Below are 13,580 nucleotides of genomic sequence, written 5' to 3'. Positions count from 1 at the left end.
GAGGCGCCCGTGGCAGAAATTATTGACGGTCGCAAACTGGCGGCCAAAGTTGTGCAGGACACGGCCCAGGATGTCGCTTCGTTGCGTGAGCGGACTGGTATCCAAGCCGGACTCGCCGTGGTTCTGGTGGGCAATGACCCGGCAAGCGACATTTATGTCAGGCGCAAGATCGCGCAGTGCGCGAAAGCTGGCATCGTTTCTTTCGAACACCGGCTTTCGGCGGACTCCACACAAGACGAGATTGTTGCTCTCATCGATACGCTGAACGCCCGCGATGATGTCCATGGCATCCTCGTTCAACTGCCACTGCCACGGCACATCAAGGATTCCGTCGTTCTCGATCGCATCGATCCGCTGAAGGACGTGGACGGGTTTCACCCGGTCAATGTGGGCCGCCTGTCCACCGGCACTGGGGGATTGGTGCCCTGCACGCCGCTGGGGGTGATGATGATCCTCGATACCGTGATCGACGATTACCGCGGGTTGAATGCGGTGGTTATCGGTAAATCGAATATCGTCGGGAAGCCGATTTCCATGCTTTTGCTGGAGCGCGAGGCGACCGTGACGGTGACGCATATCGAAACGTGCGAGCTGCATGACATCACGCGAAAGGCAGACATCATCGTTGCTGCTGCTGGCGCACCGCGTCTGGTTCGTGGCTATTGGGTGAAGCCGGGCGCTGTGGTTGTTGACGTTGGAATTACCCGTGTATTGTTGCCTGATGGCACTTCGGAAATCCAGGGAGACTGCGCGTCGGACGAATTGACCCATGCGCGTGCTTTCACTCCCGTACCGGGCGGGGTGGGGCCGATGACAATTGCATGTTTGCTGGCAAACACGGCTAAAGCAGCAATCGATGCTGCCGCCGCCTCAGTGTTTTGAAGAGGCTACCTTGGGCTGGGTTGAGCATCCGCAACGCAGGCAGATCGTAAATGAAATGCATTTACGCCGGTGGCCAGAACTGCCGGTGCCGTGTGAACTGATCCAGATTCTCCGCATGGTGGATGATGATGAAAGGACTTCTCAGTCCGATGCTCTTGAAGCGCTTCCTGCCGCGGCACTGGAGCCGCGCGACAATCCTCGACAAACTGCGGGAATGTTGTGCGGCGGCGTACAGTTTGTGCATGAATGTTACAGCGAAGCCAGTGCCACTACGTTAATTCTTCCGTTCGAAAAGATTTGTGAAACGGGATCAATCGATTCTGCGGTTCTCTGGGCTGAGAACCTTCCAGGTAGGGTGATCCGAGCCACCAGAATCCTAATCTGTGCCACAGTTGAAGAAGCCGAGCAGCACCTGCCTCGTCTTAAGTTCAAGGCCAGTGACTTGGTCAGTTGCCATGTCGGAGCGGAAGGGAAGGTGAGATTATGGTCGGATTTTCGCATCGGTGAAGACGGTTGGGGGCGTTTGCTAATATCTGCCAACGGTGCAGAAACCAGCGATCTCACGCGCTTGGTTCAGCGGCTGCAGGAATTGGGCAACTACCGTAATTTGGCTTTGCTGGGATTGCCCGTTGCTCAGCAGCACTGGGGTAACTTGGACCGTGCAGAACTAGAACTCTCGGCGTTGGCTGTCGAGGTTGCGTTGCCGGAATCGATTGACGACGTCCTGCTGCGCAAGGTTACGGCCGTATCGCTGGAGCTGATTCATACTGGCGCAGCGACCCGTTTCCGAATGGGCGCAACCCAAGCCTATTCACGGATCGCATGGGACCGCTTACACGAGATCGGGAACGTAGCGGTTCCCGGCCACTCGTCGTTGCTCGATTTCACAGAGCGGCGTCTTCGACCAGCAGTCCGCACATGCGATTCTTTCGTTCATCGCCTTTCTGAGCTAACTTTCAGTGCGGATCGATTTGCCGCGCTTCTGCGAACGAGGATAGAAACGCGGATTGAAAACCAGAACGCCTTATTGCTAAAATCGATGCGGTCAATATCGATGGCCCAATTGCGGACGCAACATTTCGTTGAGGGATTTTCCATTATAGCAATTTCGTATTATACAGTGGGACTGCTCGGGCATTTTATGAGCGGACTTGAGTTTTTTTGGGGACACAGAATCGTTGGTATTTTAGAATCCTCTTCCGTGCCGGTATCCCTCTTGTTGTTGGCGGTTGTCGTGGTAAAAACTCGTCGGCGCTTAACGCGTCTAGGCCGCGTTGACAAAGGACTTCAGCCATAGCCTTGCGGCAGCAAGGTTGAGGAAGCTTTCGAATTACAGAACAGTCTTTTCGCAGCGGGTGGCGATGCGGCGTTGCTGTTGGAACTTGCCGAACATGATCACAATGCGATCGCGATCTTTGTAGCGCCGATAGTCCGGGTGGGCTGGGTTTTTGCGGTTCGAACGGGGCGGGATGATCGGTAGGATGCCGCGCATGAACAGGTTTTCACGGAACCGGATACCGTCACCCGGTTTTCAAGAGTTGACAACAGGTGGTGCTTTTGGTTTTTTAGTCCAGCGCAAACCCCATGTGACCGCACGCCACTCGGAAAGGCGTGACGTGATTTCAACCAAAATAAGTTTGTAGCAGCCGCTTCGATGATTTGCGTCTCATCCGCGAAGGCAATAGATGTGGATTTGTCTCGCTTCCCCTCTTCCGCTGTTGCGGCAAGAGACGAGAAGACCTCCTTTGAGGTCGCGCTACGCGCCCATCTGCAGAGATTTGGACAATCTACCAACGCGTTTGACAACACTGATGAATCAATCGCTTTCGGCCAGAACGCGCCGTCGTGTCTAGGGAGTGGTTACCTCCAGACTTGGTGGTTGCCGACCGAGGTAGAGAAGCGCCGAGCAACGTACTTTGAAGCAATGTCGGAAATCGCTTGCGAAAATAAGCTACCCGTCAGCTTGCTGGATGCAGTAGTTGCCAAAGAGTCTGGATAAAAGGCTTGGGCAATTAGCGGGGCCGGGGCTATGGGCATGATGCAGGTCATGCCCGGAACTGCCAGGCATCTGGAGATATGGAGCCCATGGGACGCGTTTGCCAACATGCGCGCGGGCGCGCGGTATCTCCGGCAGCAACTAGATCGCTTCGGGTGCGTCGATCTGGCCTTGGCCGCCTACAATGCCGGACCAGAGCGCCGGTCCTTGGCGATGGGATACATTCCTGCGATCCGCGAAACCCGCAATTACGTGCGAACCATCACGACCAACTGGCTCCGCCTTTCCCAGCTCAAGCGTCCAGATTCCGTCGCACTAGCGCGAGCGGCGGCCGCCAGCACAGCCGTCAGGGCATCTGGCTACCGTGAGGTGTCATTGGTCACCTATGACGGAATGAATGACCGGCCCCCACTGAGTGGTCCGACGTTGGGTAGCAGTGCAAGAGCCATGCGGCGGCATGGCCCGAGTCGGCATAACCGGTGGCCATGGCGCGATTGGCTTGCCGGACCATCTCCAGCGAGTCTCCGACAAACTCCACGTCTTCCAGCCCGAAATCCCGCGCGATCGCGACTGCGCAAAGCGGCGCCCGCCATTCGGCATCGGCATTCGACCCCGTCCCCAGTTCATCGAAGAATTGCGGCCTGCCGCGGATCACGACCGCCGCTTCTAGCCGCCCTGGATAGGGGCGACAACCACCATCGGAAAAGAGCTTTAGCCGGCGCGCCATGCGGCCGACGTATAGCCTGATCGGAAGGTGCAGGAAAAGGTAGCCTACCACTTGGGCGTGACCCAGATTTCGACTGGTGACACGAACTTGCCAGGCGCTGGCTTGCCCACCGCGACGCGATCTGCCGAGACCATCTCGCCGTTGGCCAGATGCAAGGTGACCCACGGCTTGGGCATGCGCTCGAAGGTCATCTTCTGGATCGGCTGGCCGGTGGCGGAATTCATGATGGTGGCGATAATGCTCATCGTAGCGCCGGTAGGGAGGAACCCGAGCGCGCGTCAAGTCGGTCGCCGGCTTTCCCCCAAGCTAGCGCGCCTCGCGGGCAAACGCCGAACGCTGCCTATTCCTGCTTTGATTCTTGGTTGACGGTGAAACACGGACTAAATATGTCCATGTTATGGCTCACCTGACATCCAGCGTCGAATACGGCATCCATTGCCTGCTCTGGCTTGTCCGCAACGATGGCCAACCGGCCAGCAGCCGCGATCTCGCCGAGCTCCAGGGCGTTTCGACAAGCTTCGTCGCCAAGATTTTCCCTAAGCTGGAAAAGGCGGGGATCGTCCGCGCGAGCGAAGGCGTGCGCGGTGGCTATCTGCTGGCGTGGCCGGCCGACGAGATCAGCTTTCTCGACATCGTTGACGCGATCGAGGGAAAGAAGCCCCTCTTCGATTGCCAGGAAATTCGCAGCCGATGCGCGTTGTTCGATGGCCAACCGCCCGCTTGGGCATCCGCAGGAACCTGCGCGATCCATGCCGTCATGCTCCAGGCCGAACAGGCGATGCGCGAAACACTCGCATCGCAATCGCTCGGCAGCGTGAGCCAACGGTTCGTTCGCAAGGCGCCGGAGAGCTTTCTCGGGGAAGTCGCCGGTTGGCTTGGCGAACGCATCAGCGGCCGGGGTGGCAAAGGCCGCAAGCGGACGCCCAAAGTATGAAGGGAACAGGATGATGGCCCAGAGGATTGTGATCGGAGGCTGCGGTTTCGCCGGACTTTGGGCGGCATTGTCGGCGTCGCGTGCCGTGGCGCTTGCCGGCCGTCAGGGTGACGTCGACGTGGTGGTCGTCTCGCCCGCTCCTGCTCTCGTGATCCGGCCCCGGCTTTACGAAGCGGAACTCGGTGGCATGAACCCCGATGTCAGCGAATTGCTCGCTGCGGTCGGCGCCCGCCATGTTCCCGGCGTGGTCGAAGCGATCGACGACGCCGGGCGGACGATCACTCTCGCCACTCTTGACGGTACGCGCCAGATGATCGGCTATGACCGTCTGGTGTGTGCGACGGGAAGCCAGCTTCATCGCCCGGCGATTCCCGGCCTCGCAGACCATGCCTTTGACACCGACCAACTCAATGGTGCCACCGCACTCGATGCGCACCTACGCTCGCTAGACACTCGCACGGCGAGCGCAGCGCGCAACACGGTCGTCGTCGCTGGTGGTGGATCGACAGGTCTTGAAACCGCAATGGACATGCCGATCCGCTTGCGGGCGGCATTGGGCCGGGGCGCCGACTTCCGGGTCATCCTGATCGACACGGCTGACCGCCCGGGCGGCTCGCTCGGGGCTGACCCGGCGCCGTATTTCGCTGAAGCGTTGGCCTTTGCCGGTGTCGAGGTGCGCAACAACGCGCGAGTCGAGGCGGTAGCCGAACATGCGGTGACCTTGTCATCAGGCGAGAAGATCGAGACCGATACGCTCGTATGGGCGGCAGGCTTGCGCGCGAGCCCGCTCGCGGCGCAGATCCCGGGCGAGCACGACGCGCTTGGCCGGGTCATCGTCGACGCATGGCTGCGAGCGCCTTCCGCCAACGGCATTTTCGTCACGGGCGACACCGCACATGTAGCCACAGACGATCTCGGCAACGTCGCTGCGATGTCATGCCAGCATGCCCTCAGCCTAGGGCGCGTGGGTGGGCACAATGCGGCTGCCGAACTGGTGGGCCTGCCGCTCCATCCCTACAGCCAGCCGAAGTACGTGACCTGCGTAGATCTGGGCGAATGGGGCGCGCTCTATACCGAGGGCTGGGATCGTCAGGTCCGCTTGATCCGGGGCGATGCCAAGGCACTCAAGCGGGACATCAACCGCGTGTGGATCTATCCGCCCAAGGCCGACCGCGACGGCGCCTTCGCCGTAGCCAATCCCGATTACGTTGTCGTGCCGTAGATTGCAGGAAACATCTTTGGGAAAGCGACGCGAAAGATTGCTCAAGCATGTGTCCGGGCAATAAAAGCGCAGGTATTGGTCCGGAAGCAGCCCAGTTGCGGCGGTTGTTCGTGGTCGATCAGACAAAACTGAGTGTCGATTCTTGGCGAGATCTGGTGTTCAGCACCGGTTAGGACTCGGTGAACGGGCGATAGCTTTCATGGGCCAAGTTAACCAGCCCAGCGACCACAATGTTGGCGGTTTGGCAGGTAGTTGCGGTTTGATGATTCAAGCAATTTCATGTTCCTGAAGCGACGTGGCCAGTTTTACCGGATCGCCGATGCGAATGCGGCGGTAACCCGTTACGATGAATCCATATCGCGACAGTTGCCGTAGCGCCTTGGCAAGCGTTACTGTTGATATCCCAAGCATCCCGGCAAATTCTTCCTGAAGGAAGTCGAGTCGCTCGCTTCCCTGAGCTGCATGATGCATTCGGAGCATCACAGATAGCTAAGCTGGAAGTGCAGCCACACCTTTGGAAACCACAGCAGCCGACGCAGGCCGAGACCCGCGGGCGGAACCATGGCCCCAGTCCGAATGTCATGGATGGTCTTGAGCAATGCGCAGCCCGAGCAGATCGCCACAAGCAGTCCGACAGCGGCATAAAGCCGAGTCCAGGCGACGATTGTCTCGGGCCTCATGTCAGGAGAAGGTTACCAAATCAGGCCTGAAGGGTCTGGTCATTCTGAATCACGCGCTCCTGATGGGAAAGCAGTAGGTCATAAGCGCGCCGTGCGGCCTCGTGGATAACCGTGTTTCCCGGAGCGGAAACCACCTTCACCCCAAACGGCAAACACAGTTCCCGAATTGGCATACCTGTTTCCCTCGTGAGGAAATAACAGGCCTGACCGAGTCCGCATTTCGGAAACGATCCGATTCGTTTGCTCGCCTAAACCGTCCCTGAATTGCTCCCGCCAGCGCTGATCTGTTCATTCTGAATGCCGTGACGATCACGGCGTTTGGAAAAGGACAAGGCAACATGAAACTCACGATGAAAGGGAAGGGCGCAAGCCTCATGCAGGGGGCGGCAGTGGTCGCGGTCGCTGGCCTGTTCGGCAGCGAAGTCGCAATGGCGGGCGCCGACACGACCTTCAACAGCGCGCTCACTTCGTTCACCGGCTTCCTCGAAGGCTCGGGCGGCAAGATCATCACCGTGCTGAGCCTGGCGGGCGGCATCGTCGGCCTCGCCTCGGGGCGCTTCAGCCTCGGCCAGATCGCCATTCCCGTCGGGGTCGGCGTCGGTGCCGGGACGGGCGTGCCGATCGTCACCGCTGCGGTCACCGCGACGATCTGACCTTTACCTCGCTCCGCCCGGACAAGTGCTCATGCGATCCGGTCGGACACCTCGGAGGCCCCGCGAGTGAGGCTGGGGGCAGCGATGCCTCCCCGCTTGGCGATGCGATTGTCGCCAACGAAGCGGTCAAGAAGAAGCAGATACTGCTGCTCGGCGCTGGCGGGCTCGCCGCGCTGATCATCGGCTCGTCGTGGATCTTCGCCGGCGAGAACAAGAGCAGCGACGGCAACGTCAAACGTCAGGTCGCCGACGTCTCGGTCGACGAGATGGTCAACAAGAACATGGCCGAGAAGGAATGGCGTGCCCAGTCCGAGGCCCAGATGATGTCGATGGACAACAACATGCGCGCGCTCGCCGACCGCGCACAGCGCGCCGACCAATTGGAAGCGCAGCTCGCGCAAAGTCAGGCGCAAGGAAGCACCGGGGGAGGGGGCATTTCGCCCGACACCGAACGGGTGCTCTCAGCCTACCAGAACGAGAACGAGCAGTTGAAGGTCGCGCTTGCCGCCGCGCGCCAGTCGCCGATTATGGGCCAGCCCGTTGTTGGCCCCGGCGCGACCTCCGCCGGACCCAACGCGCTCTATGGGCGAACCAGTCCCCCCAGCTACCAGGCGCCCGGAACTCCGGCCGGACAGGCAGCGATGGCGGCAGCCGGTTTGCCAGGCGGCCGCGGCAGCGAGGTCAGTCTCGTCTCGTTTGGCGAAGGCACTACTGGCACCGGCAGCCCGGTGCCCAAGGGTAACACCGTCTTCACCGACAGCGCCAATTACCTGCCGCCCAATTCGATCGCGGTCGCCAAGGTCATCTTCGGGGTCGATGCCGCTGCCGGCGTCCAGAGCCAGACCGATCCCTTGCCGGTCGTGCTGCGCATCACCGGCCCTGCGCGCTCGGTCTATGATAACGGGCGGCTGCTCACGACCAATATCGCCGGCTGCCTCGTCAACGGTGCGGCGCGCGGCGATCTCTCGAGCGAGAAGGTTTACGTCAAGCTGCAGCGGATGACCTGCCCGCAGCCAAATGGCCGCTACGCGGTCTCGGATGTGAAGGGCTTCATCACATTCGGCGGCAAGACCGGGGTCAGGGGCAGGGTGGTGAGCCGTGAAGGCTCGCTCATCGGCTAGGCTTTCCTTGCCGGGCTCGCCGGCGGCTTCGGGCGCGGCTTTTCCACCAACACCGATACGACACTCACCGGGACCAACGTCAACGTCAATGGCCAGCGCCAGAAGCTTGGCACCGGCGACATCCTCGAAGGCGGTCTCGGCGAAGGCGTCGCCACCTTGGGCGACATGGTCAGCAAATACCTGATCGAGCGGGCCGAGCAGTACCAGCTCGTGATCGAGATGCCGACCGGGATCGATGTCGAAATCGTGTTTCTCGAAGGCGTGTTCATCAACGGATGAGGAGGGTGGAATGAAGCTGAAATCCCTGAACTTTGGCAGGCCCCGCTTTGGCCAGGTGCTGATGCCGCTGGCCGCGATCGTGCTAGGCAGCGGCGGCTCGCTGGTATGGGCAAATGCCAGCGCTGCCGGCGCCGAGGGTACTGCGGCAAATGCCGCCCACTCGCCGAGCGAAGCCGACCAGGCCGTCACGGCGCTCCTCAAGCAGCGTCTGCCGCGCACCCAGGTCTCCCGGGTCAATTGCCAGCTCGTCGACAGGGTTTGCGAAGTCACCGCCGGATCGCAGCTGTTCTACGTCGACCGGACCGCGCGCTACCTCTTGATCGGGCGCGTCTACGATAGGCAAAGAGGTGCAGTTCTGGTTTTGGTCGCGGATTGCATCGTTTTCTATTACATTCTGGTGATGATCCCGAGGATCACCTGATGCACATTGCGAAGTAAGAGTAAAGTTCATGGATGATTGGGATGGAATTATCGAACGATTGCAAATTGCCCACGCAGATGTTGCGGCCCTCGAAATTGTAGAACCACCCGACGAGGTTGAAATGACTCTGTACGTCGATGCAGAAACAGAGGCAGAGCGGGCGGTGTTGCTATGGACGACTCGGGATATCACGGGCCTCGCAAAGCAACTCTCGGTTTTCGTGGAGGGTGAGTGGCACGAGAACAAAGATGGCGCGGAAATTTTGCAAAAGTTAGCACAGGGCGCGGTTCGATTGGCATCCTCGGGCAAGGCCAGATCTTGACACTGATCTGCCAAGCGCGGACGAGCGTGTGAGGGAAGAGGGGGAATCGGAGAAAGCAAACAACTGAGGCTATCGCTATGGGACTCGAATTTCCTGCCTCAATCAGTGATCGCCGATTCCCGCTTGACCTGAATCATGCTAAAAGCATGTTCGTCATGGCACCGATCATCAATCCGGACAGCGCATCAAACGAAAAATGCGAGGCAGACGTGCCCAATAGTGCTGCCCGGCTCAAAGCAGCAACATGGCTATGGCACCCTTGGTACGCCAAGAGTTGGTGGGCCGGAATTGCCCTCTATTGGACTGGGATGGCAGCGACCTTCGCTTTACCTGCACTCGACGCCTTCTATGCCAGCACGTTCGCAGGCCTGCTCAACATCCTCTTTTTTCCGCCCTTGACATTGATGATCCTGGGCCTCGGTTTTGCGCGCGCCTGGTTCGCATGGAGCGATTGGGAATTCGTGGAGCCGACCCACGAGCAGATGTTCCCCAAGCGCTCGGTGGGCGGCATGCGCGATCCCGCTTCAGATCCTCTCGATCCGCGCTCCGGCGCGCTCCACTGGCGGCGCGTTGACGGCAGCCAATAAATGCTATTTGTCGCGGCGTTCCTTGAAGGTCGGATCGCCATCCTGAGGGCTATTTTTTAGATCCGTCGAAAAAGTGCCGCTCTTCAATATCGACGATTGTTCGATTGAGGTGAGTGGACCAGTAACATCGGTGGTTCCTCGACCTGAGTCTGCTTGCTCTAGGTATCGATTGCGCAATCCTGTTGGGCCGAGCACCTGCCGGCCGAGTTCCTGCGAAAAGGCATCCGCAGGGTTGTCGGACTTGGCGGCGGCGCGCTCAGCGGCTGCAATGGCACCGCGCACGTCATAGTTGACGATGTCGATATTTGCGTTCGCCGTTTCAGAAGTGGTGCCGCGATCCGAACTTTGGAATCCGAGGTTTCCTGCTGCAGCGCCAGCTACTGAACCACCAGATTGCCTGTTCTCAGCACCACCAGTCTTGCCCGAACCCGCTCGGCTCGCAGATGCAGACACGCCGATGCCGACATCAGTGCCCATTGAGGTGCTGTCTTCAGCCCGGCGAGCGATATTTCGCGTCCAACCAGTCTGGGCCATGACCGCCTGAACATCGCGCTGGAGCGTATCGGCCACCTGCGGTTTGAGGCGCCAGTTGCCATGACGGTCCATCTCGAACCCACCGCGCAACCAGTTGGCCATGGCGGCATGGCCTTCCGCGCCGCCGCCCAGAAAATGTTCGACCGTATCAGGTCCCGCCTGCTTGCCAGCTTCGAACCGCGTGCTGGTATCATTGCGTGCCGACTGGCTGAACCCGGCGCTGCTCGAAACCAGCACGTCGTTATCGGCGAAACTGAACCGCGCTGATCCGCCATTGGCGACCGCGCCCAACTGGCCTTCATTGATCAGGCCGCCGCGCCACAGGGCGGCGGCTGTCTCCGGCGTCAGATTGAGGCTCAAGTCGCCATTCTGGTCCATGGCGATCTGGCGGCGGGTGAGGTCAATGCCATGATCGCGCAGCAGCCGCTGCATGCGGGTCAGCCGCTCGTTGTCGACAATCCGGGAAAGCCGATCGTTGCGCGCACGGTCTGCGATGCCGCCAGCCCCGCCTTCGGCCATTTCGGTCTGATTTCCGGAAGTGCGGCTCAAAGCCTGGATGAAGCTGTCGAGCCGGGCGGCTTGACGCACCGAAGTGCCCGCAGCCGCTGCGCCTTCCGCATAACCAAAATTGTCCGACTGGCGCCGCTCTTCGCCGATCCGTGCTGCGCTGCGCGTGCCGCCGGTGCCGACCTCGCGCTGGGCATCGAGCTTGCCCGTGCGTTCGGCAAAGTCGTAGCCTGCTGCGTCGCGGGTGCGGCCATAGACACTGGTGCCTTCGCGCGCGGCCTCTGCATTTGCGCCATCAGCGGTGCCGAGCTGCGTCGCAGCGTTATAGGTTTCGAGGGCATGCAGCACCTGGGCTTCATTGCGTCCGGTCGCGCGCCCGAGTTGGCTGATCGCAGACGAGCGGGCTTCGCCCGACAAGGCATTGATGAAGGCAATGCGCCGACTGGCTTCTTCGGGCGGTATCCCAAGCATCTGGGCGGCCATGCGCTGGCCGGAGTTGGCGCCGCTCCGCCAAGCCTGTTCGGTCGCGACATTGCGCTGTTCGACCCAGGCGACATTGTCACCGGCAAAATCTCGGCGGCCCTCCATCGCGCCGACCTGTACCTCAGCGCCTGTAAGGTCGTTCTTGAGCATCGCTTCCTGGTCGTAGCTATTGGCGATGAGCTTGGCGAAGGTCGGGTCAGCGCTGGCTTCGCCGATCACACCCGAGGCTTTGAGTTCTGCATCTCCTTTGGAATAGCCGCTGCGCTCAAAATGCCGCGCTGCCCCCTGGAACATCATGGCATAAGCCCGCTCGTCTCCGAACGCCTTCCACTGCACCATGTTCTGCGCGAAAGCCGCAAAGGCCTTCTCGCCAGCTTGCCCCGCACCAAAATAGCCGGTGCCGAGGCTCCTGAGCGCATCCTGCTCGGCAAAATTGTGGATCGCCGATGTGGTCGCATTGGCCCGCACCGCGCGCGCCACCGCAGGATCGTTGATATCGCGGCCGGCAAGGGCAGGGGAGAGACCGCCGAGTTCGCGCGAGGCATCGATCCCGCCCATGCCAAACGCGGGGACACCCGGCACGCCGCCGCCCTGTTCACCAAGCAGGGCGCCAGCTGCACCGAATGCGCGGTTGGCGCCGAAGGTGGATCGCTCGCCAAAATCGCCGAAGCTCGAAGCCGCGCCCCGCCTTGCCATGGTTCCTGCAGCCGATGCCTGGGCCTCGAGCGCCGAGGCATAACCTTCGCGGGTTGCGAGCGGCGCAGCTGCTGCGGCACCGAGGCCCTGAGCCTGAAGCGCGCCGCCGGTAAAGCTGGTGAACACGTTGCCCGAGAAGCGGAACACGGTGAATACGAAGGCACCGGCAAGTCCGGCAGCGGCCGTGCGAAACGTCCCGAAGATCGCCAGCGCCTTCATCGCCGAGGAAGGCGCGAGCATCCAGGCATTGGCGGCGACAGCATTCGAGCGCATTTCGGCAAGGACATCCGATGCCCGGCCAAGGGTCAGCTGGTAGATCCCGGCATCGATCACACCCCACAGTGCGACAAATACGAAGAGTCCGAGCGCGAAGCTCGCAACGCGCAGGTTGATCGGGGTGAGAATGAACAGCAGCGCAATCGGCACCATAAACAGCATGATCCCGAACACAGTCGCGCGGATGGTCGGCATCCATTCGTTGGCGACCGACATGGTCGCAAGGCCGTTCGAGACGATCGCCCGATTGGCCATGACCCGCGCGGCCGAGGCGGGACTGTCCTCGAACAGCACGTCGCCAACTGTGTTGCCGAGCAGAACATCGGTCATGAACGCCTGCAGCGACAGCGGCGTCCCCATCATCATCTGGCCCATCTCGCCAAGGTGCGCGCGGCAGCGCGCAAGCTGGCCAGCATCGCCGATATTGTAGCCGGTGCGCTGGCAGACCTGCGCAGTATAGCCCTCGAAAAGCGTCGGGTCGGCGAGCCGCGCCTGGATGTTGTCCCAGGCATCCTGGCAGCTCATCGTCGTCCCGCCCTTGTCGGCAGCGGTAAAGACCGTGCTGAACGTCGCAGGCCCCGCCATGGCTGCGAAAGATGCGGGAAGGTCGGTGGTGGTGCGGAAGAGCTGGTCGTCATCGACGCCGTAGGCAGGCGAGACCCGCGCCACCGGGTAGCACTGCCGGACATAGTCCTTGATCGTGCTATCCAGAAAACTGTCGGTCATCGGTCCGCGTGGAGACACCGCATTGAGGAACAGGTCGAAGCTGTGCCCGCCTGCACCGAACTCGAGCTTGGCATTGGGATCGAGGGTGTTGTCGTCGATGATCTCGGCGAGCGATCGCTCCATGAGGTTGGTGACCCCGGCGACGATGACCAGCAGGTTGGGAACACTGCCCACCGGCTGATAGGCGTTCCGCACCCGGTCATAGACATGGACCGTACCTGTGGTCCCCACGAGACCGACGAACAGACCCACCCCGACGAGGATCTGGAACCCGAAGGCAACGAGCCCCATGCCGTGGCCGCGCACGCTGGCGATCACCGCACCGAGCGCGATGCCGACCACGGCGATGATCATCACCAGTGTCTCGTAGCGCGGATCGGCAAAGATCATCGAGACGAGGCGGAAGGCATCGACCGTCTCGGCAAACCCGTCGTAGGTGTAGAAGCTGGAATCGACCGCGAGTGCAGGGGTGGCGACAAGGCCGAGTGCCAGAGCGGAAAGGGCGCGAAGAGCGAGGCGCATGGCTGTTCCTTT

Annotated in this window: 13 protein-coding genes and 2 pseudogenes; 10 read left to right on the top strand and 5 right to left on the bottom strand. The window is 60.9% G+C overall.

What is annotated here, in order from left to right:
- Window positions 1-9 precede the first annotated feature (9 nt).
- Together EH199_RS01795 and EH199_RS01790 are read left to right on the top strand one after the other, a co-directional pair.
- On the top strand, window positions 10-882 hold the full coding sequence (locus EH199_RS01795) for a bifunctional 5,10-methylenetetrahydrofolate dehydrogenase/5,10-methenyltetrahydrofolate cyclohydrolase (RefSeq protein ID WP_124807542.1): 873 nt from the start codon (window positions 10-12) through the stop codon (window positions 880-882).
- Window positions 857-2,179, top strand: coding sequence for a DUF3422 domain-containing protein (locus EH199_RS01790; protein ID WP_124807541.1), 1,323 nt, complete (start codon window positions 857-859; stop codon window positions 2,177-2,179). Before EH199_RS01795 ends, EH199_RS01790 begins: the two co-directional genes overlap by 26 nt.
- Before the next feature lie 33 nt (window positions 2,180-2,212).
- Here EH199_RS01790 and EH199_RS24310 read toward each other — a convergent pair whose 3' ends face one another.
- Window positions 2,213-2,374 (bottom strand): hypothetical protein, encoded by a 162-nt coding sequence (locus EH199_RS24310; protein ID WP_190287050.1) that lies wholly within the window; start codon window positions 2,372-2,374, stop codon window positions 2,213-2,215.
- Window positions 2,375-2,893: 519 nt separating this feature from the next.
- On the opposite strand from EH199_RS24310, the pseudogene EH199_RS24590 reads away from it, so the two are divergent.
- Window positions 2,894-3,067: pseudogene (locus tag EH199_RS24590) on the top strand (lytic transglycosylase domain-containing protein); the annotation flags it as partial.
- 190 nt (window positions 3,068-3,257) lie between these two features.
- On the opposite strand, the gene EH199_RS24305 reads toward EH199_RS24590, so the two are convergent.
- Entirely contained in the window at window positions 3,258-3,605 is a 348-nt protein-coding gene (locus tag EH199_RS24305; protein ID WP_190287088.1) for a ribonuclease HI, read from the bottom strand.
- A 44-nt stretch (window positions 3,606-3,649) separates the two neighbouring features.
- Window positions 3,650-3,850, bottom strand: a complete 201-nt coding sequence (locus tag EH199_RS01780) for a hypothetical protein (protein ID WP_190287049.1) — start codon at window positions 3,848-3,850, stop codon at window positions 3,650-3,652.
- A gap of 152 nt (window positions 3,851-4,002) precedes the next feature.
- On the opposite strand from EH199_RS01780, the gene EH199_RS01775 reads away from it, so the two are divergent.
- Entirely contained in the window at window positions 4,003-4,539 is a 537-nt protein-coding gene (locus tag EH199_RS01775) for an Rrf2 family transcriptional regulator (protein WP_124807540.1), read from the top strand.
- A gap of 10 nt (window positions 4,540-4,549) precedes the next feature.
- A complete protein-coding gene (locus EH199_RS01770; protein WP_223806414.1) occupies window positions 4,550-5,761 on the top strand; it encodes an NAD(P)/FAD-dependent oxidoreductase in 1,212 nt (403 codons plus the stop codon).
- Between the two features lie 267 nt (window positions 5,762-6,028).
- Here the strand turns inward: EH199_RS01770 and EH199_RS01765 are convergent, their stop codons facing one another.
- On the bottom strand, window positions 6,029-6,232 hold the full coding sequence (locus EH199_RS01765) for a helix-turn-helix domain-containing protein (RefSeq protein ID WP_190287048.1): 204 nt from the start codon (window positions 6,230-6,232) through the stop codon (window positions 6,029-6,031).
- Window positions 6,233-6,779: 547 nt separating this feature from the next.
- Between EH199_RS01765 and EH199_RS01755 the strand changes: the two genes are divergently transcribed.
- The 5 genes and pseudogenes from EH199_RS01755 to EH199_RS01735 all read left to right on the top strand — a co-directional run bounded on the left by EH199_RS01755 (window position 6,780) and on the right by EH199_RS01735 (window position 9,824).
- A complete protein-coding gene (locus EH199_RS01755) occupies window positions 6,780-7,094 on the top strand; it encodes a hypothetical protein (protein WP_124807538.1) in 315 nt (104 codons plus the stop codon).
- Window positions 7,091-8,494, top strand: a pseudogene (locus tag EH199_RS01750) (TraB/VirB10 family protein). The gene EH199_RS01755 and the pseudogene EH199_RS01750 overlap by 4 nt, the downstream one beginning before the upstream one ends.
- 10 nt (window positions 8,495-8,504) lie before the next feature.
- Window positions 8,505-8,915, top strand: coding sequence for a disulfide isomerase DsbC N-terminal domain-containing protein (locus EH199_RS01745; protein ID WP_370449644.1), 411 nt, complete (start codon window positions 8,505-8,507; stop codon window positions 8,913-8,915).
- A 28-nt stretch (window positions 8,916-8,943) separates the two neighbouring features.
- The gene (locus tag EH199_RS01740) at window positions 8,944-9,237 is read left to right on the top strand and encodes a hypothetical protein (protein WP_124807537.1); all 294 of its coding nucleotides are present in this window, start codon (window positions 8,944-8,946) and stop codon (window positions 9,235-9,237) included.
- A 77-nt stretch (window positions 9,238-9,314) separates the two neighbouring features.
- A complete protein-coding gene (locus EH199_RS01735) occupies window positions 9,315-9,824 on the top strand; it encodes a hypothetical protein (RefSeq protein WP_124807536.1) in 510 nt (169 codons plus the stop codon).
- A 3-nt stretch (window positions 9,825-9,827) separates the two neighbouring features.
- Here EH199_RS01735 and EH199_RS01730 read toward each other — a convergent pair whose 3' ends face one another.
- A complete protein-coding gene (locus EH199_RS01730) occupies window positions 9,828-13,568 on the bottom strand; it encodes a conjugal transfer protein TraG N-terminal domain-containing protein (protein WP_124807535.1) in 3,741 nt (1,246 codons plus the stop codon).
- Between the last annotated feature and the right edge of the window lie 12 nt (window positions 13,569-13,580).

It is taken from the genome of Novosphingobium sp. LASN5T, from assembly GCF_003856955.1.
Classification (GTDB): domain Bacteria; phylum Pseudomonadota; class Alphaproteobacteria; order Sphingomonadales; family Sphingomonadaceae; genus Novosphingobium.
Note: the sequence above shows the minus strand (reverse complement) of the source record. Positions and strands in the feature narration are given on the sequence as shown.